This is a genomic window from Variovorax davisae (assembly GCF_030316845.1).
GTDB lineage: Bacteria > Pseudomonadota > Gammaproteobacteria > Burkholderiales > Burkholderiaceae_C > Variovorax > Variovorax davisae.
In genome coordinates, this window is sequence record NZ_JASZYS010000001.1 from 701,120 (window position 1) to 726,979 (window position 25,860).

The 25,860-nt window shown below is 70.9% G+C and carries 25 protein-coding genes; 12 read left to right on the forward strand and 13 right to left on the reverse strand.

Features of this window, described 5'->3' with window-relative positions:
• Positions 1–6: 6 nt before the first annotated feature.
• Genes QTI33_RS03435 through QTI33_RS03475 form a run of 9 tightly spaced genes read right to left on the reverse strand, consistent with a single transcriptional unit; the run spans position 7 to position 9,804 of the window.
• Complete coding sequence (locus QTI33_RS03435; RefSeq protein ID WP_286504352.1) at positions 7–1,287, reverse strand: amidohydrolase family protein; 1,281 nt, start codon at positions 1,285–1,287, stop codon at positions 7–9.
• A 6-nt stretch (positions 1,288–1,293) separates the two neighbouring features.
• On the reverse strand, positions 1,294–1,764 hold the full coding sequence (locus QTI33_RS03440) for a DUF411 domain-containing protein (protein WP_286504353.1): 471 nt from the start codon (positions 1,762–1,764) through the stop codon (positions 1,294–1,296).
• A gap of 45 nt (positions 1,765–1,809) precedes the next feature.
• Positions 1,810–2,733: an ABC transporter permease gene (locus tag QTI33_RS03445; protein WP_286504354.1), complete on the reverse strand. Its 924-nt coding sequence runs from the start codon at positions 2,731–2,733 to the stop codon at positions 1,810–1,812.
• Entirely contained in the window at positions 2,730–3,791 is a 1,062-nt protein-coding gene (locus QTI33_RS03450; protein ID WP_286504355.1) for an ABC transporter permease, read from the reverse strand. Before QTI33_RS03450 ends, QTI33_RS03445 begins: the two co-directional genes overlap by 4 nt.
• A complete protein-coding gene (locus QTI33_RS03455; RefSeq protein WP_286504356.1) occupies positions 3,788–5,329 on the reverse strand; it encodes an ABC transporter ATP-binding protein in 1,542 nt (513 codons plus the stop codon). Before QTI33_RS03455 ends, QTI33_RS03450 begins: the two co-directional genes overlap by 4 nt.
• Positions 5,326–6,327, reverse strand: coding sequence for a BMP family protein (locus tag QTI33_RS03460; protein WP_286504357.1), 1,002 nt, complete (start codon positions 6,325–6,327; stop codon positions 5,326–5,328). Before QTI33_RS03460 ends, QTI33_RS03455 begins: the two co-directional genes overlap by 4 nt.
• A 26-nt stretch (positions 6,328–6,353) precedes the next feature.
• Positions 6,354–6,983 (reverse strand): uracil phosphoribosyltransferase, encoded by a 630-nt coding sequence (upp, locus tag QTI33_RS03465; RefSeq protein ID WP_286367663.1) that lies wholly within the window; start codon positions 6,981–6,983, stop codon positions 6,354–6,356.
• A 56-nt stretch (positions 6,984–7,039) separates the two neighbouring features.
• On the reverse strand, positions 7,040–8,449 hold the full coding sequence (locus tag QTI33_RS03470) for a DUF1688 family protein (RefSeq protein WP_286504358.1): 1,410 nt from the start codon (positions 8,447–8,449) through the stop codon (positions 7,040–7,042).
• Positions 8,446–9,804 (reverse strand): GTP cyclohydrolase II, encoded by a 1,359-nt coding sequence (locus QTI33_RS03475; RefSeq protein WP_286504359.1) that lies wholly within the window; start codon positions 9,802–9,804, stop codon positions 8,446–8,448. Before QTI33_RS03475 ends, QTI33_RS03470 begins: the two co-directional genes overlap by 4 nt.
• Before the next feature lie 188 nt (positions 9,805–9,992).
• Here QTI33_RS03475 and QTI33_RS03480 point away from each other — a divergent pair, with 188 nt between their 5' ends.
• Both QTI33_RS03480 and QTI33_RS03485 read left to right on the forward strand, forming a co-directional pair.
• The gene (locus tag QTI33_RS03480) at positions 9,993–10,544 is read left to right on the forward strand and encodes a sigma-70 family RNA polymerase sigma factor (protein WP_286504360.1); all 552 of its coding nucleotides are present in this window, start codon (positions 9,993–9,995) and stop codon (positions 10,542–10,544) included.
• Positions 10,541–11,182, forward strand: coding sequence for an NrsF family protein (locus QTI33_RS03485; RefSeq protein WP_286504361.1), 642 nt, complete (start codon positions 10,541–10,543; stop codon positions 11,180–11,182). The genes QTI33_RS03480 and QTI33_RS03485 overlap by 4 nt, the downstream gene beginning before the upstream one ends.
• A 35-nt stretch (positions 11,183–11,217) precedes the next feature.
• Here the strand turns inward: QTI33_RS03485 and QTI33_RS03490 are convergent, their stop codons facing one another.
• Complete coding sequence (locus QTI33_RS03490; RefSeq protein ID WP_286504362.1) at positions 11,218–12,867, reverse strand: DUF2135 domain-containing protein; 1,650 nt, start codon at positions 12,865–12,867, stop codon at positions 11,218–11,220.
• Between the two features lie 250 nt (positions 12,868–13,117).
• On the reverse strand, positions 13,118–14,632 hold the full coding sequence (locus tag QTI33_RS03495; RefSeq protein WP_286504363.1) for a helicase HerA-like domain-containing protein: 1,515 nt from the start codon (positions 14,630–14,632) through the stop codon (positions 13,118–13,120).
• 144 nt (positions 14,633–14,776) lie between these two features.
• Here QTI33_RS03495 and QTI33_RS03500 point away from each other — a divergent pair, with 144 nt between their 5' ends.
• From QTI33_RS03500 to fabG, 10 genes are all read left to right on the forward strand, one after another.
• Positions 14,777–15,088, forward strand: a complete 312-nt coding sequence (locus QTI33_RS03500; protein WP_286504364.1) for a phosphopantetheine-binding protein — start codon at positions 14,777–14,779, stop codon at positions 15,086–15,088.
• A 3-nt stretch (positions 15,089–15,091) separates the two neighbouring features.
• Complete coding sequence (locus tag QTI33_RS03505) at positions 15,092–15,730, forward strand: COG4648 family protein (RefSeq protein ID WP_286504365.1); 639 nt, start codon at positions 15,092–15,094, stop codon at positions 15,728–15,730.
• A gap of 14 nt (positions 15,731–15,744) precedes the next feature.
• Positions 15,745–17,442 (forward strand): AMP-binding protein, encoded by a 1,698-nt coding sequence (locus QTI33_RS03510; protein WP_286504366.1) that lies wholly within the window; start codon positions 15,745–15,747, stop codon positions 17,440–17,442.
• 61 nt (positions 17,443–17,503) lie between these two features.
• The gene (locus QTI33_RS03515) at positions 17,504–18,481 is read left to right on the forward strand and encodes a lysophospholipid acyltransferase family protein (RefSeq protein ID WP_444814798.1); all 978 of its coding nucleotides are present in this window, start codon (positions 17,504–17,506) and stop codon (positions 18,479–18,481) included.
• A complete protein-coding gene (locus QTI33_RS03520; RefSeq protein ID WP_286504367.1) occupies positions 18,453–19,106 on the forward strand; it encodes a LolA-related protein in 654 nt (217 codons plus the stop codon). Before QTI33_RS03515 ends, QTI33_RS03520 begins: the two co-directional genes overlap by 29 nt.
• A gap of 32 nt (positions 19,107–19,138) precedes the next feature.
• Positions 19,139–21,493 carry an MMPL family transporter gene (locus tag QTI33_RS03525; protein ID WP_286504368.1) on the forward strand — a complete coding sequence of 785 codons (2,355 nt, stop codon included), beginning with the start codon at positions 19,139–19,141 and terminating at the stop codon, positions 21,491–21,493.
• On the forward strand, positions 21,493–22,344 hold the full coding sequence (locus QTI33_RS03530) for a polysaccharide deacetylase family protein (protein ID WP_444814799.1): 852 nt from the start codon (positions 21,493–21,495) through the stop codon (positions 22,342–22,344). The genes QTI33_RS03525 and QTI33_RS03530 overlap by 1 nt, the downstream gene beginning before the upstream one ends.
• Positions 22,341–23,087 carry a class I SAM-dependent methyltransferase gene (locus QTI33_RS03535; RefSeq protein ID WP_286504370.1) on the forward strand — a complete coding sequence of 249 codons (747 nt, stop codon included), beginning with the start codon at positions 22,341–22,343 and terminating at the stop codon, positions 23,085–23,087. Before QTI33_RS03530 ends, QTI33_RS03535 begins: the two co-directional genes overlap by 4 nt.
• Entirely contained in the window at positions 23,084–23,551 is a 468-nt protein-coding gene (locus tag QTI33_RS03540; RefSeq protein WP_286504371.1) for a hotdog family protein, read from the forward strand. Before QTI33_RS03535 ends, QTI33_RS03540 begins: the two co-directional genes overlap by 4 nt.
• The gene (gene fabG / locus QTI33_RS03545) at positions 23,548–24,279 is read left to right on the forward strand and encodes a 3-oxoacyl-ACP reductase FabG (protein WP_286504372.1); all 732 of its coding nucleotides are present in this window, start codon (positions 23,548–23,550) and stop codon (positions 24,277–24,279) included. The genes QTI33_RS03540 and fabG overlap by 4 nt, the downstream gene beginning before the upstream one ends.
• 27 nt (positions 24,280–24,306) lie before the next feature.
• Here the strand turns inward: fabG and QTI33_RS03550 are convergent, their stop codons facing one another.
• Together QTI33_RS03550 and QTI33_RS03555 are read right to left on the reverse strand one after the other, a co-directional pair.
• Entirely contained in the window at positions 24,307–25,083 is a 777-nt protein-coding gene (locus tag QTI33_RS03550; protein WP_286504373.1) for a glycosyltransferase family 2 protein, read from the reverse strand.
• Positions 25,050–25,847: a lysophospholipid acyltransferase family protein gene (locus QTI33_RS03555; protein WP_286504374.1), complete on the reverse strand. Its 798-nt coding sequence runs from the start codon at positions 25,845–25,847 to the stop codon at positions 25,050–25,052. Before QTI33_RS03555 ends, QTI33_RS03550 begins: the two co-directional genes overlap by 34 nt.
• Between the last annotated feature and the right edge of the window lie 13 nt (positions 25,848–25,860).

A 25,860-nucleotide genomic window follows, 5' to 3' on the forward strand; every position in this document is an offset into this window, starting at 1 on the left:
AGCGGATCAGGCGCGCGGGTTCATCCAGCTGGTGGCGGGTGCCCGCCCGGCCAGATGCAGCGCCGCCGTCGCCGCCGGCGTCTCGGCCAGCAGCCGGCCACGCCGGTAGACCTTGAGCCGGGTCGCCCGCAGCCGGATCGCCTCGACCGGATCGCGCGCCTGCAGCAGCACGAAGCTGGCGTGGCAGCCGGCCTCCAGCCCATGGCCTTCGAGCTGCATCACCCGGGCGGCGTTGACGGTCACGGCATCGAAGCACTGCCGGATGCCGGCCTGGCTGGTCATCTGGGCCACGTGCAGGCCCATGTGCGCGACCTCCAGCATGTCGCCCGAGCCCATGCCGTACCAGGGGTCCATCACGCAGTCGTGGCCGAAGGCGACGTTGACGCCGGCGGCCATCAGCTCGGGCACGCGGGTCATGCCGCGGCGCTTGGGGTAGCTGTCGTGGCGGCCCTGCAGCGTGATGTTGATCAGCGGGTTCGACACCACGGCGACGCCGCTCTCGGCGATCAGTGGCAGCAGCTTGCTGACGTAGTAGTTGTCCATCGAATGCATCGAGGTGCAGTGCGAGCCCGTGACCCGGCCCTGGAGGCCGAGCCGCTGGGCCTCGAAGGCCAGGGTCTCGATGTGGCGCGAGAGCGGGTCGTCGGATTCGTCGCAGTGCATGTCGACCAGCTTGCCGCGCTCGGCGGCGATCTCGCACAGCAGCTTCACGCTGGCGGCGCCGTCGGCCATCGTGCGTTCGAAGTGCGGAATGCCGCCGACCACGTCGACGCCCTTGTCGAGCGCGCGCTTCAGGTTGTCGACGCCGCCGGGCGAACGCAGCACGCCATCCTGCGGGAAGGCCACCAGCTGCAGGTCGAGGTAGGGCGCCACCCGGCGCTTGACTTCCAGCAGGGCGTCGACCGCCAACAGGCTGGCGTCGCTGGTGTCCACATGGCTGCGGATCGCCAGCAGCCCCTTGGCCACGGCCCAGTCGCAGTAGGCCAGCGCGCGCTCGATCAAGGCCTCGGCCTTGAGCAGCGGCTTGAGTTCGCCCCACAGCGCGATGCCTTCGAGCAGCGTCCCGCTCTGGTTGACGCGCGGCAGGCCGTAGCTCAGCGTGGCGTCCATGTGGAAGTGCGGGTCGACGAAGGGCGGGCTGAGCAGCAGGCCGCCGGCATCGAGGACCTCGCGGGCCGGCGCCTGGAGGCCCCGGGTGACTTCGACGATGCGGCCGTCGCGCACTGCCACCGACATGCCGGTGGCGCCGTCGGGCAGGGTGGCGTTGTGGACGAGGAGGTCGAGCATCGTTGCCTATCCGTAGTGCCGATACACCTTCGCCCCGCCGCCACGGGTGAGCAGCAGCACGTCGAAGGCGTCCTTCCGGCCGCCGTAGGCCGGGCCGTCCATGCCGGGCGAGCCCACCGGCATGCCCGGCACCGCGAGTCCTATCGCGACCGGGCGCTCCTTCAGCAGCCGCCTGATTTCCGGCGCCGGCACATGCCCCTCGATGGCGTAGCCGCCGACCAGGCCCGTGTGGCATGAGCCGAACTTGCGGTCGATGCCCAGGCGCTGGCGCGCCGCGTCGTTGCCCGCTTCATGGACCTGGACGGTGAAGCCGCTGCCTTCGAGGTGCGTGACCCAGTCCTGGCAGCAGCCGCAATTCGGGTCTTTCCAGACCTCGATCGCCGTCCGCGCGGCGCTGCCTTGCGCAAAGGCCGGTGCGAAGCCCAGGGCCAGCATGGCGGCCAGCACGCTGCGGCGGGTGTTCGGTGGTGTGTGCATCGATGGGGTCCTTCGCTTTCCTCGGCTTTCCATGATAGGACCCATTCAGCGCTCGCCCTTGCGATAGGGCTTCATCAGCGCCTGGGGATAGCTGGCCTTGCGCGCGACCAGCACCAGCGCCAGGATCGACAGCAGGTAGGGCAGCATCAGGTAGAGCTGGTAGGGCAGCACGGCATCGCCCGACTGCTGCAGCCGCAGCTGCAGCGCATCGAAGAAGGCGAACAGCAGCGCGCCCAGCAGCGCCTTGCCCGGCCGCCAGGACGCGAACACCACCAGCGCCACGCAGATCCAGCCGCGGCCGTTGACCATGTTGAAGAAGAAGGCGTTGAAGGCCGACAGCGTGAGGAAGGAGCCCGCCACGCCCATCAGCGCCGAGCCGGCGACGATGGCGCCGGTGCGCGTGGCCGCGACCGACACGCCCTGGCCCTCGGCCGCCTGCGGGTTCTCGCCGACCATGCGCACGGCCAGCCCGACCGGCGTGCGGTACAGCACCCAGCCGAGCAGCGGCACCAGCAGCAGCGCCAGCAGGGTGAGCGGCGTCTGCGCCGCCAGCACCGGCAGCTGCAGCCAGTCCATCGGCGCGAACGGCGTCACGGTCGGCGGCGTGTTGACCTTCGGGAAGCTCACGCGGTAGCCGTAGTAGCTCAGCGCGGTCGCCAGCAGCGTGATGCCCAGCCCCGACACATGCTGCGACAGCGCCAGGCCAACCGTCAGGAAGGCATGCAGCAGCCCGAACACGGCACCCGCCAGTGCCGCGACGCCGACCCCGGCCCACAGCGGTGCGCCGGCGTAGACCGCCAGCCAGCCGGTGAAGGCGCCGGCGACCATGATGCCCTCGATGCCGAGGTTCAGCACGCCGGCGCGCTCGCACAGCAGCACGCCCAGGGTGCCGAAGATCAGCGGCGTGGCGATGCGCAGCACCGCGACCCAGAACGAGGCGTTCGAGAGGATGTCGGCGATGTCGCTCATTTCAAGCGCACCCGATACTGCGTGAGGAGGGTGGCGACCAGCACCGCGATCAGCGAGGCGGCGACGATCACGTCGGCGATGTAGGTCGGCACGCCGATCGCGCGGCTCATGGTGTCGGCGCCGACCAGCACGCCGGCCACGAACACGCCCGCCGCCAGCACGCCGAGCGGATGCAGCCCGGCCAGCATCGCGATCACGATGCCGCTGTAGCCGTAGCCGGGCGACATGTCGAGGGTGACGTAGCTGGTGCGCCCGGCGACCTCGATCGCGCCGGCGAGGCCGGCCAGGGCGCCCGACAGCAGCGCCACCCACACCACGGTGCGCGTCACCGGAACGCCGGCGAAGGCCGCGGCGCGGGCGTTGGCGCCGACGGCGCGGATGTCGAAGCCGATCACGGTGTACTTGAACAGCAGCCAGACCAGCACCGCCAGCCCGGCGGCCCACAGCAGCCCGGTGTGGATGCGGGTCTGGACGACCAGCTTGGCCAGTTCGAGCTCCGACTGCAGCGAGACGCTCTGCGGCCAGCCCATGGCGCTCGGGTCCTTCATCGGCCCGTCGAGCATCGCCGAGACGCCGAGCAGGACGATGAAGTTGATCAGCAGCGTGGTCACCACCTCGTCGACGCCGAGCCGGCTCTTCATGAGCGCCGGCCCCAGCAGCAGCAGCGCGCCGGCGAGGGCGGCGGCGGCCATCATGAGCGGGAACAGCAGCCAGGCCGGCAGCTCGAAGCCGGTGCCGCCATGCAGGCCGCCGACCGCCACCGCGGCCAGCGCCCCGGCATAGAGCTGGCCTTCGGCGCCGATGTTGAAGAGCCGGGCCTTGAAGGCCACGGTGGCCGCCAGGCCGGTGAGGATCAGCGGCACGGCGCGGGTCAGGGTCTCGCTCCAGGCGAAGACCGAGCCGAAGCCGCCCTGCAGCAGCAGCGCATAGGTGCGGCCGACCGGGGCGCCGGCCCAGAGCACCAGCAGGGCGCTGACCAGCAGGGTGAACGCGACCGCGCCGACCGGCGCCAGCAGCAGCGCGGCGCGCGAGCTTCGATGCCGGCGCTCGAGCCTCATGAGCCCGCCATCGCCAGGCCGATGGCCTCGCGCGTCCAGGCGGCGGCGGGCCGCGGCTCGCCGAGCTGGCCGCCGTGCATCACGGCGACCCGGTCGCCCAGCGTCAGCACCTCGTCGAGGTCGTCGGAGATCAGCAGCACCGCCGCGCCGGCATCGCGCGCCGCGATCAGCTGCTGCTGCACATAGGCGACGGCACCGATGTCCAGGCCCCAGGTCGGCTGGTGGGCGACGATCAGCCGCGGTATCCGCTTGTTCGCGCTGGCCGAGGCCGGCGCCATCAGCGCCCGGCCGAGGATCAGCTTCTGCATGTTGCCGCCCGACAGCGCCCGGGCCGGCGCCTCCAGCCCGGCGCCGCGCACGTCGTAGGCCTTCTCGACACTGCGCGCGTGGGCCTTGGCGGCGCCGCGGCGGACCCACAGCCAGCGCGAGAAGGCCCGGCTGCGCAGCCGCTCCGAGACCGCGTTCTCCCACACGGGCAGGTCGCCGACCACGCCGACCGCATGGCGGTCCTCCGGGATTCGGGCCACGCCGCGCTGCACCAGCCGGGCCGGCGAGGGCGGCAGTTCGCGGCCCATCAGCCGGACCGTGCCGGCGCTGGCGCGCCGGGTGCCGCTCAGCAGTTCGGCCAGCGCCACCTGGCCATTGCCCGAGACGCCCGCGACCGCGACGATCTCGCCCGCGCGCAGCGTCAGGCTCACCTCCTGCAGGCGGTCATGGCCGCTGCCCGCGGTGCGCACGCGGTCGAGCACGCAGACCGCATCGCCGACCCGGCCGGCCGGACGGCGCACCGTGTGCTCGATCGCATGGCCGACCATCCACAGCGCCAGCTGCGCCTGCGTGGTGTCGCCGGCGCGGGCCTCGGCCACCAGCCGGCCGCCGCGCAGCACCGCGATCCGGTGCGACACCCGCAGCACCTCGGGCAGCTTGTGGCTGATGAAGATGATCGACAGGCCCTGGGCCACCATCTGGGCCAGGGTGTCGAACAGCGCCTCGCTCTCCTGCGGCGTCAGCACCGCCGTCGGCTCGTCGAGGATCAGGATGCGGGCGTCGCGGTACAGCGCCTTGAGGATCTCGACCCGTTGCCGTTCGCCGACCGACAGGCTGCCGACCTTGGCGTCGGGTTGCACCGGAAGGCCGAAGCGCTGCGCCACGTCCAGCAGCTTGGTCCGCGCTGTGCTGCGGCGCGAGAAGGGCTGCCAGAGCGGCTCGGTGCCCATCAGCACGTTGTCGAGCACGCTGAGGTTGTCGGCCAGCGTGAAATGCTGGTGCACCATGCCGATGCCGGCGGCCAGCGCCGCCTTCGGATTGCCCGGCGCCAGCGGCCGGCCGAAGGCCTCGATCTCGCCCGCGTCGGCCACGTAGTGCCCGAACAGGATCGACATCAGGGTCGACTTGCCAGCGCCGTTTTCGCCGAGCAGGGCCAGCACCTCGCCGCCCTGCAGCGTGAGCGAGATGCCGTCGTTGGCCACCAGCGCGCCGAAGCGCTTGGTGATGCCGCGCAGCGACAGCACCGTCACCGGCGGCGCTGCGCCGCTCACTTGGCGGTCGACTTGGGCTGGCTGTCGTCCACCTTGACGGTGGTCTTGCCGGCCAGGATGTCGGCCTGCTTGGCTTTCACCTTGGCGACGATGTCGGCCGGCACCTTGGCCTCGAAGGTGCCGAGCGGCGCGAGTTCCGAGCCCTTGTGCTTCATCATCGAATAGGGGCCGTAGTCCTCGGCCGTGAACTTGCCTTCCTTCACCAGCTTGATCGCGCGGTCGGCCGAGGGCTCGAAGTTCCAGAGCGCGGAGGCGACCACGGTGTCGGGGTACTTGTCCTGGGTGTTGATCACGTTGCCGATGGCGAGCTTGCCTTTTTCCTTGGCCGCATCGCTGACGCCGAAGCGCTCGGCATACATCACGTCGGCGCCCTTGTCGATCATCGCGAAGGCGGCTTCCTTGGCCTTGGGCGGATCGAACCAGCTGTTGATGAAGCTGACGCTGAACTCGACCTTCGGATTGGTCTCCTTGGCGCCGGCCATGAAGGCGTTCATGAGGCGGTTCACCTCGGGGATCGGAAAGCCGCCGACCATGCCGATCTTGTTGCTCTTGGTCATGCCGCCGGCGACCATGCCCGACAGGTAGGCCGGCTCCTGGATGTAGTTGTCGAACACCGAGAAGTTGGGCGCCTGCGGCTTCAGCGAGGAGCCCATCAGGAAGGCGGTCTTGGGGAAGTCCTTGGCGACCTTGCGCGCCGCGGCCTCGACGCCGAAGACCTCGCCGAGGATGAGCTGGTTGCCGGCGGTCGCGTACTCGCGCATCACGCGCTCGTAGTCGGCGTTGGCGACGTTCTCGGTCGCCGTGTACTCGATCTCGCCGCGCGCCTCGGCCGCCTTGAGCGCCTTGTGGATGCGCCCCACCCATTGCTGCTCGAACGGCACGGTGTACACCGCCGCCACCTTGAGCTTGGCCTGGGCCAGCGCGAGGCCCGGCGCCCCCACGGCGAGCGCGGCTGCGATGGCGACCGAACGGATGATCAGATGGCGGCGTAGGGACACGGGAGACTCCTCGTTTCGAGTTGAAGTTATTTGGTGCCGAAGATCCGGTCGCCGGCGTCGCCGAGGCCGGGCAGGATGTAGCCATGGCTGTTGAGCTCGCGGTCGATGGCGGCGGTGTAGATCGGCACGTCGGGGTGCGCGTCCTGCATGGTCTTGACGCCCTCGGGGCAGGTCAGAAGGCAGACGAACTTGATCGACTTCGGGTTCAGCTCCTTGAGCCGCTCCACGGCGGCGACCGCCGAATTGCCGGTGGCCAGCATCGGGTCGACCACGATCGCATCGCGCTCCTCCATGCCGCCGGGCATCTTGAAGTAGTACTCGACCGCGGTCAGCGTCTTGGGGTCGCGGTACAGGCCGATGTGGCCCACGCGGGCGCCCGGGATGACGCTCAGCATGCCGTCGAGGATGCCGGTGCCCGCGCGCAGGATCGACACCAGCACCACCTTCTTGCCGTCGATCACCTTGGCGTGCATGGTTTCCAGTGGCGTCTCGATCTCGATGTCCTGCATCGCCATGTCGCGCGTGACCTCGTAGGCCATGAGCATGCTGATCTCGTTGAGGAGCCGGCGGAAGCTGTTGGTGCTGGCCTCCTTGCGGCGCATCAGCGTGAGCTTGTGCTGGACGAGGGGGTGGTCGACGAGGTGGACGTTGCTCATGGATGTGGACGAAGGCGCGAGGGCGTTCTTGTCGTTGTGAAAAAAAGAGGTGAAGTCTAGAAGACGGTGCCGTCGCTCTCGATGCGCAGGGGAGGTGCGCCCTCACGCAAGCGCTGTGCCATGACGCGGCCGGCGGCCCAGGTGCCGCCTTCGAGCACGCGGGCCAGGGGCAGGTCCTGCTCGCTGAGTTCCATCACCCGGCGCACGCGCGCCGCGACCTCGTCGAGCAGGGCCACGGTCAGCGCCCGCCACTCGACGATGAACTCGTCGCCGACTTTCCACGAGCGCTGGAGGAATGCGGGGCTGCGCGGCACGATCAAGCCGCTGTCGATCAGCAGGCCGCCGTTGCGGTATTCGGGCAGCGCGGTCAGGGCCTCGACATGGCGCACCTTGACGCCGGCCCATTCGAACGGCTCCAGCATGGAGTAGGTGAGCCACTGCGAGAGCTTGTGAAAGGGCATCCAGCCGTTGGTGAGGCCGGGCCCGCGCACGCCGCGGTGGCGCCAGCAGTCGCCCAGCGCCAGGGCCGGGTCGCCCGAAGCGATCGCGCCCGGTGCATCGCAGCCGTCGGCCGCGATGCTGTCGATCGCGTTGGCGGCGGGCCAGATGCCCGACAGCGAGTCGAGCAGCAAGGACAGGATCTCGTGGGCCGCGATCTCGGCGGTGGGGGGCGCGGCCGGGCCGTACGGCCCGATCAGCGCATCGAACAGGCCGCCGGGCCGACCATCGTCGCCGAACACCTCGGGCCGCTCGTTCATCGCTTCGCCGAGCCGGCGCAGCAGCGTGGCCCGGCCCCCCAGCCCGACCAGCGGATTGACCGCGCTGACCTGGAAGGCGTCGCCCAGCCGGTCGGTGACCAGGGCGCGCAGCCCGGCGGCATCGGCCTGCAGCGGATGGGCGGGGTCGGACGAGAACAGCCCGCTGGTGAAGGCATGGAAGCTGGCGACGCCCAGGCCCTCGGAGCGCGTGAAGCGCTGGCCGCTGGTGGCCTCGAAGTAATGCCAGTCGGGGCCGGCGCCGGCGTCGAGCAGTACGCTGACCAGCACCAGGTCGAGGTGGGCGCGGGCGCGCTGGCGCGCCGTGACGGCGCCGAGCAACTGGTCGAGGGCGGCCACCCGGTTGACGCCGCCGGCCTCGAAATGGCGCCAGCGGCTGTGGTAGGGGATAGGGCCCCAGGCATAGCGGTCGCGCGTGACCTCGGCCACCGTGCGGGCCGTGTCCTCCAGGGCGTCGTCGTTGCCGATCGTGAACCATTCGGACTCGCCCGCGCGGGCCCGTGCCAGCAGCGCTGCGGCGCGGCTGCGCACCGCCTGGGTGGTGCGCAGGAAGGCGGCAGCACCGGCCGGATGCGCCGTGTCGCCGACGAACTCGACCGCCGGGTCGACATGGCCTTCGGCGTCGGCGCTCAGCACGCCGGGATTGGCGGTCGGCCGTTCGGGGTCGACGCCGTAGTTGCTGCCGCTCATTGGTCGAGCCCCCGGCCCTTGGCCTTCTTGAGTTCCTCGGCGTCGGGCACCGCGCCGGGCGTGAAGTAGCCGGCCGCCATCTTGGCGTCCATCTCGACCCGGGCGTCGGCCGGGATCAGCTCGTCGGGGATGTTGACCCGGGTGCCGATCTCGATGCCCGAGCCCGTGATGGCGTCGAACTTCATGTTGCTCATCGACACCAGGCGGTGGATCTTGCGGATGCCGAGCCAGTGGAAGACGTCGGGCATCAGCTCCTGGAAGCGCATGTCCTGGACGCCGGCCACGCACTCGGTACGGGCGAAGTACTGGTCGGCGGTGTCGCCGCCGACCTGCCGCTTGCGCGCGTTGTAGACCAGGAACTTGGTGACTTCGCCGAGCGCGCGGCCTTCCTTGCGCGAGTAGGCGATCAGGCCGACGCCGCCGCGCTGGGCGCCCTGGATGCACTCCTCGATGGCGTGCGTCAGGTAGGGGCGGCAGGTGCAGATGTCGGAGCCGAAGACATCCGAGCCGTTGCACTCGTCGTGGATGCGGGCGGTGAGCTCGACCTCCGGGTTGGCGAGGTCGCGCGCATTGCCGAAAATGTAGAGGGTCTGGCCGCCGATGGGCGGCAGGAACACCTCCAGGTCGGAGCGGGTGACGAGCTCGGGGTACATGCCGCCGGTCTCCTCGAACAGCACGCGGCGCAGGTCGGTCTCGGAGCAGCCGAAGCGCTGGGCCACCGCGGGCAGGTACCAGACCGGCTCGATCGCGGCCTTGGTGACCATCGCCGCGCCGCCGGCGGTCAGGAACTTGCCGTCGGCCTTCAGGCGGCCGCTCTGCAGCGCCTCGATCACCTCGGGCAGGATCACGTGGGCTTTGGTGATCGCGATGGTCGGACGGATGTCGTAGCCAGCCGCGAGTTCGCTGGCGAAGGCGTCGGCCACCAGCGCGCCCCAGGGGTCGAGCGAGACGATCTTGCCGGGCTCGCTCCATTGCGGGTAGGGGCCGATGGCGTCGGTCGGCGAGGTGTTGGTGAGGTCGGCCTTGTGGTGCGGCGAGAGTGCGCCGGCGGCCACGGCCAGGGCCCGGTAGACGCTGTACGACCCGCTGTGGGTGCCGATGACGTTGCGATGGGCGCGCTTGGTGGTGGTGCCGACCACCGGGCCGCGCTCGGCTGCGGTCGCGGCGCCCCACTGGATCGGCAGGGCGCCGAAGCCGCCGGCATGCGAGGTCAGGCGGATGTGGCTGCGGGGGGGAGGGGTCGCGGGAAGGATGGGGGAGAGCGCGGCCGGCTCGGGCGGCACGGCGTCGGGGGAGGGCTGGGAAGCGGTCGGAACGGAAGCGGAAGAAGGAGTCGGAACGGTGTCTACGGACATTGCGGGCCCTCAAAAAACACAATGTACCGATGGCTCCCGCAACTGGCAAGCCGGCGCATACGCCATTTGCCGTAAACCGCGGGTCGCCGCGGATCGGCCTGCCGCCACGGCACAATCCGCCGGTCTTCTTTTTTTGGCTGCGCCTGTAACCGGCCGCGGCCGTTGCGCGAATGTCAGAGAGAAGCCCGATGGCGAAGAGCGAAGCGGAGCTGCGGCTGCACGGCTTGTTCGTGCGCGGGCTCGATGGCGACGCGGCCGCCTATCGCAGCTTCCTGGAGCAGCTTGCCTCGCACCTTCGCGCCTTCCTGGGCCGGCGCCTGTTCGGTTGGCCCGACGATGTCGAGGACCTGGTCCAGGAATGCCTTCTCGCCATGCACAACCAGCGCCACACCTACCAGCCCGATCAGCCCCTCACCGCCTGGGTGCATGCGATCGCGCGCTACAAGATGATCGACCTGCTGCGGGCCCGGGCCGGGCGCGAGGCGCTGCACGAGCCGCTGGACGACGAGCTTGCCGTGTTCGCCGAGTCGGCCACCGAGGCCAGCGATGCGCGGCGCGACCTGGCGGGCCTGCTGGCGACGCTGCCGGACCGCCATCGGCTGCCGATCGTCCACACCCGGCTCGAAGGGCTGTCGGTCGCCGAAACCGCGCGCCTGACCGGGATGTCGGAATCGGCGGTCAAGGTGGGCGTCCATCGCGGCCTGAAGGCGCTGGCGCAGAAGATCAGGGGGGGCCGATGAGAACCGACCAGCTGGTTGCCCTGCTGGCGGCCGACCCCGCCCCGGTGCGCCGGCGCGCGGTGTCGCGCCGGCTGGGGGTGGCGCTGGCGATCGCGCTGCCGGTCTCCGCGGCCTGGATGCTGCTGGCCTATGGCCTGCGGCGCGACCTGATCGAGGCCATGTTCTGGCCGATGTTCTGGGTCCGCCTGCTGTTCGGTGCCGGCGTCGCGCTGGCGGGCTTCGTGGTGGTGCAGCGGCTGGCGCGTCCGGGCGTGCAGGTGCGCGGCGCCTGGCTGGGGCTGGCGGCCCCGGTGCTGTTGATCTGGCTGCTGGCCCTGGTGGCGCTGCTCTCGGCGCCGGTCGAAGAGCGTGCGGCGCTGGTGATGGGCCACACCTGGCGAAGCTGCGCGATCGACATCGCCGTCGTGTCGCTGCCGGTGTTCGCGGCCCTGCTGTGGGCCCTCAAGGGCCTGGCGCCGACCCGGCCGGCGCTGGCGGGGGCGGCGGCCGGCGCGCTGGCCGGTGGCGCCGGGGCGATGGTTTACGCCCTCCATTGCCCGGAACTGGCGGCGCCGTACATCGCGGTCTGGTACGTGGCGGGCATCGCGCTGCCGGTGGTGGCCGGCGCCCTGATCGGGCCCCGGCTGCTGCGCTGGTGAGCCGGGGCGTCAAGGCCTTGGGGCGGCCGTGTGGCTCAGGGCGCCGTGCAATAGCGCGCCGGCACCGACGCCGGGAGGCTCGGTGCAGATCGGCTCCAGGTGTTGACGGGGGTCACCGCCACGCTGCAGTTGTCGCTGACGGTCAGGGTGAACGCGGTCCAGAACCAGGTGTTGCCGGTCTCGCCAGCGCCCGGCGAGTAGCTGGAAATGGAACTGCCCTGGCTCAACTCGACCCGGATCGGGGAAGTCGTCATGCTGCCGGCGGGGCCGCTGTAGTTGTTGACGCCGTAGGTGTAGGTGCCGACCATGAGCTTGCGGATCGTCACCACCTCGGGGCCGAAGCTGCCGGTGTCGTCCACGTCCAGGTTGGCGTAGGGCGGGTTCACGAGCGAGCCGTCGTTGGCGAAGTACACGTGGCTGCCATCGGGCGCATACAGGTGCGAATCCGCATCCCTGGGCCTTTCGCCCCAGGTGAGCTTGATGGAGATCGCCTGGGTGTCCGTCGTCAAGGTCAGGCAGTCGCCTGAAAGGCCGAAGTCGGTCTCGGAAGGCCCTGCCGTGAGGCTGTTGGAGAACAGTCGGCCCGTCTGGGCGCTGATGATCGCTCTGCCCGCGCGCTTGATCGGCAGGCTGAACTGGCCGTTGGCGTCGGACATCGCCCAGGACGAGCCGGAGTAGTCGATCCCGTCGCTGAAGACGCGCGCATTGGCGAGCTTGCTGCCGGACTCGTCCCTCAGGCAGCCATTGACCTGGACCGTGTTCATCAACTGGTCCGCATTCCAGTAGCTGAAGTGGCTGACCGTGCCTTCGTAGTATTGAGCGTTCGCGGAGCCGGCCAGCGTGGCCGAGCCTTCTTCGCGCCAGTAGCCTGTGACTTCGTCGAAATAGAACAGCGGAATGGTCGCTGCCGGGCTGGGGTGGCGCGTCGACAAGGGGATGCGCAGCACCGCCGTCTGGCCGGCGCCCAGGTTCAGCTTGTTGCCGTCGGCGTCGCGCAGGTCGATCGCCATGGCGCCGAAGCTCTCCATGATGCCGCTCGGGCCACCGGGGGAGGCCACTCGGTAGTCGCCGGGCATCGCGTTGACGTCCAGCGCGGGCTGGATGGCGGTCAGCGAGACCTCGATGCTGCCGCTGGCCGGGCTCCCGTCGGGCTTCACCAGGCTGTTGGCCGTGAGCGAGAGGCGGCCCGGCGAACCGGGGATCGTGACCACGCTGTCGCTGGCCGCGTCGACGGTCTGCGTCACGTCCACCGGCTGCAGGCGCACATTCACGACCGCGCCATCGGCGCCGAGCGCCGTGGTGCGAAAGCCGGCGGAGAAACCGGCCGCCGTGACCTCGACCACGGTGCGCGCGGCCTGGGCCACCTCGCCCAGCGTGAAGCGGCCGTCGGCGTCGGTGGTCGCGCGGCGGTCGCCGCTGCGCACCTCGGCATCGGCGACCGGCGCGTTGGTCTGGTTGTTGGTGACCTGGCCTGTCAGGGTGGCGGTGTCGGCCGCCGGCGTGACGACGGGTTGGGCCGGGTCCTTGGGCGAAACCACGTCGGGCTCCTTGACGGATACCGCAGGCACGCCCGTGCCGTCGCTGCCACCACCGCAAGCCGCCAGCATCCCCGTGATGCTCGCGATCAGGGCAAAACGTTTGAGTTTTTTGGCGAACGAGTCGTCGCCTGTCAGTGAATAATTCACTTGTCCTCCGAAATATCAATAATTCCAATGAAATGAGGCATTCAAGCCATCATTTCATCCCTCGAATTGCTCGAATTGGCAATTGCTGCCAATCATAGAATTTCAATTCGAAGGAATTATTAAAATATCGGGCGGGAATTTTCTGAATTATCAATAGGCAGGCGCGCAGAGCCGTCGCATGTGATAGCGCCTTTTGGCCGGTGTGGATTTGATCTGGGTCAACGTGGCCGGAATGGCGCCCGGCGGCGTTTCAGCGCCGGCTCTTCGACCCGAAGATCCCGCCCAGCACCCCTCGCAGGATCTCGCGCCCCACCGTCGTGCCCATGGTCCGCACGGCCGACTTCGCCATGGTCTGCGCCAGGCCGTCGTGCTTGCCGCCGCGCGGCCCGGTGGAGCCGAACAGGAGTTCGTTGAGGCTGCCCATGACACCGCCGGCCTCCGGCGCCGCCGGCGCGCCGGCCTTGCCGGCGGCGGGCGCATCGGGGGCGCTCGCGGCGCGGCCTTTGAGCTTCTCGTAGGCCGACTCGCGATCGACTGCTTTCTCGTAGACGCCCGCCACCAGCGAATTGGCGATCAAGGCCTGCCGCTGGCCCGGCGTGATGGGACCGATCTGGCTGCCCGGCGGCAGCACGAAGACGCGCTCGGTGACGCTCGGGCGCCCCTTGTCGTCGAGGAAGCTCACCAGCGCCTCGCCGACCGCGAGTTCGGTGATCGCCGCCTCGATGTCCAGCCCCGGCTTCTGGCGCATGGTGGTGGCGGTCGCCTTGACCGCCTTCTGGTCGCGCGGCGTGAAGGCCCGCAGCGCATGCTGAACGCGGTTGCCGAGCTGCGCCAGCACCGAATCCGGGATGTCCAGCGGGTTCTGGGTGACGAAGAAAACGCCCACGCCCTTGGAGCGCACCAGCCGCACCACCAGTTCGATGCGCTCGACCAGCGCCTTGGGGGCCTCGTTGAAGAGCAGGTGGGCCTCGTCGAAGAAGAACACCAGCTTGGGCTGCTCGGGATCGCCGATCTCGGGCAATTGCTCGAACAGCTCCGACAGCATCCACAGCAGGAAGGTGGCGTAGAGGCGCGGCGAGTTCATGAGCTTGTCGGCCGCCAGGATGTTGATCACCCCCTTGCCGTCCACCGACTGCATGAAATCGGCGATGTTGAGCATCGGCTCGCCGAAGAACTTGTCGCCGCCCTGGGTCTCGATCGCCAGCAATCCGCGCTGGATCGCGCCGACGCTGGCCGCGCTGATGTTGCCGTACTCGGTCGTGAACTGGCTGGCGTTCTCGCCGACGTGCTGCAGCATGGCCCGCAGGTCTTTCAGGTCGAGCAGCAGCAGGCCGTTGTCGTCGGCGATCTTGAACACCAGGTTCAGCACGCCCGACTGCGTTTCGTTCAGGTTGAGCATCCGGCCCAGCAGCAACGGCCCCATGTCGGACACCGTGGCCCGCACCGGGTGGCCCTGCTCGCCGAAGACGTCCCACAGCGTGACCGGGCAGGCCAAGGGCGTCGGCAGGTCGAGGCCGCGCTCCTTGAGGATGCCCGCCATCTTCCCGCCGATGCTGCCCGCCTGGCTGGCGCCGGTGAGGTCGCCCTTGACGTCGGCCATGAACACCGGCACCCCGATCGAAGAGAGCTGTTCGGCGATGGTCTGGAGCGTGACGGTCTTGCCGGTGCCGGTGGCGCCGGTGATCAGGCCGTGGCGGTTGGCCAGCGCCGGGAGCAGGGTGCATTCGATGCTGCCGTGGCGGGCAATGAGGAGTGGGGCGGCCATGGGGTGTTCCGGTCTTTCGAAGGGGCCCAGTCTAGCGAAGCCGGCCTCCTATAATCGCGACCCCATGCGAAGCTTCCTGCGGTGTCACCGCGGGTGTCTTCGCGTATCCCTTTGCGACAATTCCCCAAGACCCGGAGTTCTCCTTTGTCATCGACTGCCCAATCCCCCGTTCCCGCCGCTGGCGACGCCTCCGAACAGTCACCCCTCGAGAATGAATTGGCGGTCCTCCTGGTCGAGTCGCTCAACCTGGAAGTCGCGCCGGCCGACATCGTGCCGACCGCGCCGCTGTATGGCGAAGGGCTCGGGCTCGATTCGATCGACATCCTGGAAGTGGCGCTGGAGGTGTCGCGCAAGTACGGCTTCCAGCTGCGCTCGGACGACGAGCGCAACCAGCAGATCTTCGAATCCTTGCGCAGCCTGGCCGCGCATGTCGCGGCGCACCGCGGCACCTCCTGATCCATGTCCCGTTGGCGCATGGCGCTCCTGCTGCTGGCGGGGGTGAGCTATGCCTGCGTGTCGCACTGGATGATGCTCTACCACGCGGCCGAACCCTGGGCCGTGGTGGTCCTGCTGGGGCCGCTGTGGCTCACCGCGCTCGGTCTCGCAGGCAGCCGCTTCGGCCGCTGGGGGCTGGCGCTGGCCGGCCTGGCCGGGGTGGCGGGCTTCGCGCTGGTGCTGCTGGGCGAGGCCGGTGACCCGAACCGGCTCTACGTGCTGCAGCATGCAGGCATCAACGCCTTGCTCTGCGGCTGGTTCGGCGGCACGCTGCGGGGCGACCGGCTGTCGCTGATCGGCCAGTTCGCCCAGCGCGTGCATCCGCTGTCGCCGGCCATGCGCATCTACACCGCCCAGGTCACGCGGGTCTGGACGCTGTACTTCGCCTTGATGGTGGTGGCGTCGATCGCGGTCTACGCGAGCCTGTCATTCGCCGCCTGGTCGGTGCTGGCCAACCTGCTGACGCCGCTGCTGGTGGCCGGCCTGTTCGTCGGCGAACACCTGATGCGCTACCGGCTGCATCCCGAATTCGAGCGCACCCGCCTGATCGACGCGGTGCGCGCCTTCTACGGTGCGCCGGCGGACCCCACCGTGCGGCGCTGAACCTGGCGAATCCCTTGAGTCCCGACACTTTCCTGCCGCTGCTGGCGCCACGCGACCTCGACCAACCCCTGGCCTGGCGCGCCGGCATCCCGGTGAGCGCGCGCGAGTTCCTGGCCGACGTCGAGCGCTTCGCGCCGGCGCTGCTGCCCGGTGGCCCGGTGGTCAACCTGTGCGTCGACCGCTACGCCTTCGCGGTCGCGCTGGCCGCAGCCCTGGTGCGCGGCGAAGCCAGCCTGCTGCCCCCCGATGCGCGCCCCGACACGCTGGCGCGGCTGCATGAAATCGGCGACCCCGCCTACGCGGTGATCGACGACCCGGCGCTGGCCACGCCCGGCCTGCCGCAGGTGCGGGTCGACGACCGTGCCCCGCCGGTCGACGGCCCCGAGCCGCCGTTGCCGTCCTTCGCTGCCGGGATGCACGCCGTGAGCCTGCTGACCTCGGGTTCCACCGGCGCACCGCAGCCGCATGCCAAGACCTGGGGCACCCTGGTCGGCGATGTCCAGGCCGCGGTCGGCCGGCTGGCCGGCCTGCTCGGGCGGCCCTCGCTGGCCGGGCTGACGCTGGTCGCCACCGTGCCGGTCCAGCACAGCTACGGCATCGAGTCCTCGGTGCTGCTCGCGCTGCTGGGCGGCGCGGCCTTCGACAGCGGGCGGCCCTTCTTTCCCGCCGATGTGGCCGAGGCGCTGGCCTCGGTGCCGCAGCCACGGGCGCTGGTGACGACGCCGTTCCACCTCAAGACGCTGCTGCTGTCCGGCATCGCGCTGCCGCCGGTGGACCTGATCCTGTCGGCCACGGCCCCGCTGTCGCCCCAGCTCGCGGCCCAAGCCGAGCAGGCGATGGGCGGGGCGCTGATCGAGATCTACGGCAGCACCGAGTCGGGCCAGGTCGCAACCCGCCGGCCGACCCGGAGCGAGGTCTGGGAAACCTTCGGCGAGATCCGGGTCCAGGCCGAGCATGACGCGGCGGGCGCCGAGCGCTTCATCTTCTCGGGCGACTTCATTCCCGAGCCGACGCCGATGGCCGACATCCTGGAACTGGTCGACGACCGGCGCTTCCGGCTGCTCGGCCGGGCCAACGACCTGATCCACGTGGCCGGGCGGCGCAGCTCGCTGGGCTACCTGAACCATCATCTCAACAGCATCCCGGGCGTGGTCGACGGCGCTTTCTGGCTGCCGGACGACGTCGCGGACGGCGTGGTGCGGCCGGTGGCCTTCGTGGTCGCGCCCGCACTCGATGCCGCGGCCATCATCGCCGCGCTGCGCGAGCGCGTCGAGGCAGTCTTCGTGCCGCGCCGCGTGGTGCATGTGGCGGCCTTCCCGCGCGAGGGCACGGGCAAGCTGACGGCGCGCTCGCTGCGCGAGTTCGCGCTGGCCCAGCTGGCGGCCGACGGCACGCCGGTGCAGGTCACGCGCGAGGTGCCTGCGGACCACCCGGCCTTCGCCGGCCACTTTCCCGGCCAGCCGCTGATGCCCGGTGCCCTGCTGCTGGCCGAGGTGCTGGAAGCGGTGCATGGCGTGCCCGCGCTGGCGGCGCGCCTCGGCGCCGAGCCGACGCTGGCCGCGGCCAAGTTCCTGGCGCCGGTGCGCCCGGGCAGCACGCTGGTGATCGACCTGGTGCCCGAGCCCGGCGCCGCCCGGGGCCTGCGCTTCGAGGTCCGCAGCGGCGCGGTGGTGGCGGTCAGCGGACGCTGGGTGCCTGGCGCAGTCGCATGAGCCCCCGCCCGGCCGCCCCGAAGGGGGCTCGCGCCGCTGTGCGCAGCACGGAGGTCAGCCAGTGAGCGCAACGCCGCCCGAGCCGGGCGATGCGAAGTCGCGCCAGGCCGAGTGGTCGCGCGCGCCCGAGCGCAGCAACATGCTCGCGCTGCGCGTCATCTGCGCGATCGCGATCCTCTGCGGGCGGCCGTTGACGCGGCTGATCCTGCATCCGATCTCGCTCTACTTCCTGCTGTTCTCGCCGACCCAGCGGCGCCACATCAAGCGCTACCTGTTCCGCGCCGTCGGTCCGAAGGCCGGCTGGGCCGACGGCTATCGCCTGCTGCACGCCTTCGCCTCCACCGTGCTCGACCGGCTCTATTTCCTGCGCGGGCGCATGGACCTGTTCGACATCCGGGTCTTCGGCAACGCGCCGGTCGAGGTCGAGGTCAATGCCGGCCGCGGCGCCTTCATGCTCGGCGCCCATGTCGGCAGCTTCGAGGCGCTGGGCGCGTGCAAGCACCGCGCCGGCGCGCCGGCCGACCTGCGGCCCGCGATGGTCATGTACCCCGACAACGCGCAGCAGATCAACGCGGTGCTGAACGCCATCAGCCTGCCCGAGCTGCGGCCGCACATGATCGCGCTCGGGCGCCCGCATTCGATGCTGGACCTGCGCGACTGGCTCGATTCCGGCGGCCTGGCCGGCTTGCTGGCCGACCGCACCCTGGCCGGGCCCGAGGAGGCCGGACAGCAGCGCGGCAGCAGCATCGAACTGCCTTTCCTCGGCCAGCCGGCATTGTTCAACGACGGGCCGTTCCGGCTCGCCGCCTTGCTGCGGCGCAAGGTCTTCTTCATGGCCGGCCTCTACGTGGGCGGCGCCCGCTACGATGTGCTGTTCGAGCCGCTGGCCGATTTCAGCGAGCGCGCGAGCGGCCCCGAGCGGGAACGGCGCATCCGTGCGGCGCTCGAAGCCTACGTGGCCCGGCTCGAGGCGCTGTGTCGCGCCTATCCGTACAACTGGTTCAACTTTCATGATTTCTGGCTCGAAGATCCGCATTGAACGCTGGGGCAGGGCGCTGGCCGCGCTGGCGCTGTCCGGGCTGTTCGCCTCGTCGGCCTGGGCCTTCGACCTGCCCGAGCTGATGGGCCTGCTGGCGCAGCAGAAGAGCGGCGAGGCCCGCTTCACGGAGCAGCGCTTCGTGCGGGGCCTGGAAGGCCCGCTGGACGCGAGCGGCGTGCTGAGCTTCACCGCCCCCGACCGCCTGATCCGCCGCACGCTGTCGCCGCGCCAGGAGACGATGAGCGTCGAGGGCAACACGCTGACCCTGTCGCGCGGTGGCCGCACGCGCACGCTGGCCCTGGACAGCATGCCCGAGCTGCTCGGCATGGTCGAGGCCATGCGCGGCACGCTGAGCGGCAACGGCCAGAGCCTGCAGCGCTACTTCCGCAGCACGCTCTCGGGCTCGGCCGCCGGCTGGCACCTGGACCTGGAGCCGATCGACCCGCGGCTGGCGGCCCAGGTGCGTTCGATGCGCCTGAGCGGACGCGGCGGCGAGGTGCTGGGCGTCGACATGGAGTTCATCGGCGGCGACCGCTCGGTGATGGCCATCACGCCCGAACGCGGCGCCGGCACGGCGGGCGTTCCTGCGGCCCCTTCCGCGGCCCCGGCGCGCGCCACCCCGTGACCCGCGCCGCTGCCGCCCCTGGTCGCCGCCGCGTGGCGTTGACCCTGGGCCTCTGGCTGCTGGCGCTGCTGGCGGGTGCCACGCTGATCGCGCGCACCCATTTCAGCGCCGACCTCTCGGCCTTCCTGCCGGCCAGCCCCGATGCGCGGCAGCAGATCCTGATCGAGCAGCTGCAGAGCGGCATCGCCTCGCGCACCATCTTCATCGGCATCGAAGGCGGCCAGGACGCGGCGCAACGCGCCGCGGTGTCGCGCACGGTCGCCCGGGCGATGCGCGACAGCCGGCTGTTCGACCTGGTCCAGAACGGCGACACCAGCGACTGGAAGGACACCGGCACCTGGGTCTTCGACCACCGCTACCTGCTGGCGGCCGGGCTGACCCCCGAGCGCTTCGGCGCCGCCGGCCTGCGCGACGCGATCCTCGACAGCCTGTCGATGCTCGGCACGCCGGCGGGCAACGCGCTCAAGCCGCTGCTCGAGCGCGATCCCACCGGCGAGACCCAGCGCATCGCCGAAGGCCTGATTCCCGCCAGCTCGCCGCGCAGCGAGGAGGGCGTCTGGGTGTCGCGCAGCGCGCCGCGGGCGCTGATCCTCGCCACCACCCATGCCGCCGGCAGCGACCTCGACGCCATCGCCCAGGCGATCGCGCGGGTGCAGGGCGCCTTCGACGAGGCCACGCGCGGGCTGGCCGGCGCCGGCCCGAAGCTCGAGATGACGGGCGCGCCCGTGTTCTCGGTCCAGAGCCGCGACCAGATCAAGGGCGAGGCGATCCACCTGGCGCTGGTGGGCGGCATCGTCATGGGCGCCTTGCTGCTGCTCGCCTTCGCCTCGCCGCGGGCGCTGGTGATCGCGCTGCTGCCGGTCGCCACCGGCGTGGTCGGCGGCACGGCGGCGGTGAGCCTGGTCTTCGGCGAAGTGCACGGCCTGACGATGGGCTTCGGCAGCACGCTGATCGGCGAAACCGTCGACTACGCGATCTACTACCTGATCCAGGCCCGCGGCGCCGCCATTGCCGGCACCGGCTGGCAGCGCTGGCGCGACATCCATTGGCCCACGGTGCGGCTCGGGCTGCTGACTTCGGTCTGCGGATTCGCGGCGCTGGTGTTCTCGGGCTTTCCGGGGCTGGCGCAGCTCGGCGTGTTCTCGATCGCCGGCCTGGTCGCGGCGGCGCTGGTCGCGCGCTTCGTGCTGCCGGTGCTGGCGCCCGATGGCGCCACCGGGATGGGCATGCGGCGCCAGATGGCCCAGCTGGCCGGCTTCCTGGTGCGCGGGCTGCCGCGCCTGCGCTGGCTGCTCTCCGGCCTCGGCGTGGCGGCGCTGGCGCTGGTGCTGTGGCAGGGCGGCTACCTCTGGCGCGCCGACCTGGGGGCGATGAGCCCGGTGCCGAAGGCGATGCAGGCGCTCGACGCCGAACTGCGCGCCGACATCGGCGCCAGCGACGGCGGCACCCTGGTCGTGGTCCACGGCCACGACATGCAGGCCACGCTGCGCAGCACCGAGGCGGCTGGCCAGCGGCTCGAGGCGCTGGTCGACAAGGGCGAACTGTCGGGCTTCGAGACCGTCACCCGCGTGCTGCCGAGCGAGGCCGCGCAGGCGGCGCGCATCGCCAGCCTGCCGGACGCGGCGACCCTGCGCAGCCGGTTGGCGGAAGCGACGCAGGGTCTGCCGCTGCCGGCCGCGCGCCTGGAACCCTTCATCGCCGACGTTCAGGCGGCCCGGGCGTTGCCGATGATCCGGCGCGCCGACCTGGTGGGCACGCCGCTCGATGCGCTGGTCGGGGCGCTGATGTTCGAGCGCGCCGCCGGCGGCTGGTCGACCCTGATCTCGCTGCACCCGGGCGCCGGCTTCGACCCCGCCCGGCTGGCGGCCGCGCTCGACGGCCTGCCCGACGTACAGGTGGTCAACGTCGGCGACGAGCTGTCGGGGCTCTACAAGCGCTACCTGCGCGAAGCTTTCGTCCAGGTGATGCTGGGCGCGCTCGCGGTGGTGGTGCTGCTGGCCGCCTGGCTGCGCTCGGGGCGCCGCCTGCTGGCGGTCTGCCTGCCGCTGGTGGTCGCCGTGGTGCTGACGCTCGGCGGCATGGCGGCCCTGCACGTGCCGCTCGGCATCCTGCACCTGGTCGGGCTGCTGCTGATCGTGGCGGTGGGGTCGAACTACGCGCTGTTCTTCGACCAGCTGCGCGAGACCGGACGGGCCGACGAGGACACCCTGGCCTCGCTGATGCTGGCCAACCTGACGACCGTGGTGTCGTTCGGGCTGATCGCGATCTCCGACATTCCGGCGCTGTCCTCGATCGGCCGCGTGGTCGCGCCCGGCGCCTTGCTGGCACTGCTGTTGTCGGCGGCGTTCGCGCGCACCGCGGCTCTTGCCGGCCGCGGCCCGCGCTGATGGGAAAATCAAGCCCCATGGCTGCCGTCGTTCCTGTTCCTCCTTCCCCGACCCGCTGGTCGTGGCCGCCCCTGGTGCGCGCCAGCGTCGGCTGGCACCTGCTCGCCTTCGGCGCCGCGTTCACGGTGCCCGGTGCGCTGCCCTGGGCCATCGCCGCGCTGGTGTTGAACCATGCGCTGATCACCGCCGCCGGGCTGACGCCGCGCAGCAGCCTGCTGGGCCCGAACATGACGCGGCTGCCGGCGGCCGCCGCGGCGCGCCGCGAGGTCGCGCTCACGATCGACGACGGGCCCGACCCGGAGGTCACGCCCCAGGTGCTCGACTTGCTGGACGCCCACGGGCAACGCGCCACCTTCTTCTGCATCGCGGAGCGCGTGGCCGCGCATCCGGCGTTGGCGCGCGAGATCATCGCCCGCGGCCACAGCATCCAGAACCACACGGCCAGGCACCGCCACGACTTCTCGCTGCTGGGGCCGCGCGGCTTCGAGGCCGAGATCGCGCGTGCCCAGGCCCTGCTGTTCGAGGTCACGGGCGAGCGGGCGCGCTGCTTCCGGGCCCCGGCCGGCTTGCGCAATCCTTTCCTGGCCCCGGTGCTGCACCGGCTGGGCCTGTCGCTGGTGAGCTGGACCCGGCGCGGCTTCGACACCCGCGAGGGCGATCCCGCGACCGTGCTGGCGCGGCTCGTGCAGGGCCTGAAGGCCGGCGACATATTGCTGCTGCACGACGGCCATGCCGCGCGCACCCCGAGCGGCCACGCGGTGGTGCTGGAGGTGCTGCCTCCGCTGCTGGCCAGAATCCGATCCGACGGCCTGCGCGCCGTGACCCTGCCCGAGGCCCTGGCTGAACGATGAACCCGGTTTCCACCGACGCCGCCTGGCGTCAGATCCACGAGCACGCGACCGCGCCGTACCGCAAGGCCGGCCAGTTCGCCTGGCATTTCGCGCGCGGCAAGCTGGGCCGCGACCCGGTCTTTCGCGGCCTGGTCGAGCGCGGCCTGATCGGTGCGCACCACCGCCGGGTGGTCGACATCGGCTGCGGGCAGGGCCTGTTCGCGAGCCTGCTGTCGGCCCTCGGCACGATGCAGTCGCGACCGGGTGCGTGGCCCGCCGCCTGGAGCGCAGCGCCGGCCGCGATCCGCTACACCGGCATCGAGCTGATGCCGAAGGACGTGGCCCGGGCCCAGGCGTCGATCGGCCACCTGCAGCCGGCGCCGGAGTTCGTCTGCGCCGACATGTGCCGGGCCGTGCTGCCGCCCAGCGACCTGGTCGTGATCCTCGACGTGCTGCACTACGTCGATCTCGAGGCCCAGGAGGGCGTGCTGCGCCGCGTGCGCGACGCCCTGCAGCCCGGGGGACGTTTGCTGCTGCGGGTCGGCGATGCCGCCAGCCGGCGCGGTTTCGCGATCAGCCAGTGGGTCGACCGCACCGTGACCCGGATCCGCGGCCACCGCGTGTCGCCGACCTGGGGCCGGCCGCTCGATGACTGGATGCGGCTGCTGGAGCGGCTCGGATTCAAAGTCCACAGCATCCCGATGAGCGCGGGCACGCCCTTCGCCAACGTGCTGCTCGTGGCCGATATCAAGGAAGCCGGATGACCGCCCCCCAGACCCTCGACCGCGCCGGCATCGCGCGGCGCATCCCGCACAGCGGCAGCATGTGCCTGCTCGACCGGCTCGCCGCCTGGGACGCCGAATCCATCCACTGCACGACGGCCAGCCATGCGCATCCGGACAACCCGCTGCGCACCGCCTCCGGCCTGCTCTCGCCGAACCTGATCGAGTACGCGGCGCAGGCCATGGCGCTGCACGGCGGCCTGCTGGCGGCGCCGGGCAGCCAGCCCTCGGCCGGATTCCTGGCCAGTGCGCGCAATGTGCGCCTGAGTGTGGCGCGGATCGACGACATCGCCGGCGAACTGCAGGTGCATGCCCAGCGACTCACGGGCGACCAGAGCCAGGTCCTCTACCAGTTCACCGTCAAGGATGCCGCCGGCCGGCCGCTGGCCGAAGGCCGGGCGGTCGTCGTCCTGAACACCCCGCTTGCCATGGAAAACAACGCATGAGCCTCATCGGAAAACGTGCCCTGATCACCGGCGCCAGCGGCGCCCTGGGCGCCGCCATCGCCCAGCGGCTGGCGCGCAACGGCGCCACCGTGCTGCTGCACGCCAATTCGCGCCCGGAGTCGGTGGCGCAACTGGCCGCCACCATCACCGCCGCCGGCGGCAAGGCCGAATGCGTGGTCTTCGACCTGCGCAGCGACGACGCCGCGCAGGCGGCCTGCCTGCGCCTGCTCGAGGGCGGGCCGGTGCAGGTCATCGTCAACAATGCCGGCGTGCACGATGACGCCGTCCTGCCGGGCATGCGGCCCGAGCAGTGGCACAAGGTGATCGACGTCTCGCTCAACGGCTTCTTCCGCGTCACGCAGCCGCTGCTGCTGCCGATGCTGCGCACCCGCTGGGGCCGCATCCTCAACATCTCTTCGGTCGCCTCGCTCACCGGCAACCGCGGACAGGTCAACTATGCGGCGGCCAAGGGCGCGCTCAACAGCGCGACCAAGGCCTTGTCGCTCGAAGTGGCGGCGCGTGGCGTGACCGTCAATGCGATCGCGCCCGGGATCATCGCGTCGCCGATGGCCGACGGCGTGTTCGACGCGGCGATGATCAACCAGATGGTGCCCGCGAAGCGGGCCGGGACGCCGGACGAGGTGGCTGCGCTGGCCGGCTTCCTGGCGAGCGACGAGGCCGCCTACATCACGGGGCAGGTGATCTCGATCAATGGCGGGATGATCTAGGCGCCGCGTCTCGCCGCGCAAGCAAGCTCAAGCCTGAAACGGCGCCACCCCCCGCAGCTTGCGAACCACCAACCCCGGCAGCCGCAGCACGAACTCCACCATCAGCCGCGTGTGCATCCAGGTCAGCAGCAGGTTGTCGCGCCCATAGCGGAAGTGCGACACGCCGCCTTCCTCCGCCGTGAGGTACTTCACCGGCGCATCGATGTTGACCGGTTTGACGCCGCGCCAGGCCAGCCGGACCACCGCTTCGGTGTCGAAGTCGAAGCGGCGCATCCAGGGCTGCCGCGCCATGACCGCGATCAGGTCCGCCACCGGGTAGACGCGAAAGCCGTAGAGCGAATCGCCCACGCCCGCGAACAGGGTCTCCAGCTGCGTCCATCCGTTCGACACCCGGCGCCCGCGCACACGCAGCAGCGGGGCGCTGGCATCGAAGACCGGACGCCCGAGCACCATCGTCTCGGGCCGGGCCTGCGAGGCCGCCATGAACGCCGGGATCAGGTCCGCCGGATGCTGGCCGTCGGAGTCCATGGTCAGTGCGTGGGTGAAGCCGGCCTGCTGCGCCTCGCGCAGGCCATGCAGCACGGCGGCCCCCTTGCCCTGGTTGTGCGGCAGCACCCGCACGCGCAGCCCGGGGTCTTCCGCGGCCATGCGCTGCAGCCGCTCGCCGGTGCCGTCGGTGCTGCCGTCGACCACCACCCACACCGGGTTCCATTGCGCGCGTGCCGCCTTGACGGTCGAGAACAGGCGTTCTCCTGTGTTGTAGCTCGGGATCAGGACAAGGTGGGTGCGCGAGACGTCTGGCATGCGGGCTGCGCGTCGGGGGCGCGCTGTTCCATGGATTGGCGGTAATAGAGTTCGATCTGCTGCAGCAGCGCGTTGCTGTCCTGCGAGGGCGCGAAACGCTGGCCCAGGCTCAGGCGGAACACGATCGGCAGCGGCGGCACCCGCCACAAGGGCCAGCCCTTGCCCAGGTAGGGCGAATCGGTGTCGATGAAGACGGTCTGGATCGGCGCCTGGGCGAGCTTGGCGATCAGCGTGACGCCCGGCCTGAACGTGTTGAGCGGCGGCGTCACGGTGCGCGTGCCCTCGGGGAAGATCACCAGCTGGCCGCCGTTGCGCAGGTCGTCGACCGCCAGCCGCACCATCGTGCGCGCCGAGTCGTTGCGGATGTAGCGCGCCAGCCGGGCGCCCGCGCCCAGGAAGATGTTGCGCATCAGGTCGGCCTTCATGATGCAGGCGCTGCGCGGCAGGCGGGCCACCAGCAGCAGCGCGTCGAGCATGGTCGGATGGTTGGCCACGAAGATCAGCCCGCGCTCCTCGCGCAGGGCGTCGAGGCAGTCGGCGTCGATGCGCATCATGCCGCTGAGCGACGCGGCAGCCCAGAAGAAGCGGTAGGCGAACGCGATGGCGCGGCGGCCGAGCGCGCGCCCGGTGGCCACCGGCAGCACCGGATAGAGCAGCATCGCCGCGATGTTCCATGGCAGCGAGATGGCGCCGAGCAGCACCAGCAGCGCGTACAGCGGCAGCGCGAACGGGATCGACAGTCCCAGACGAAGCAGCCGGTTCATCGAAGGCCTCGAC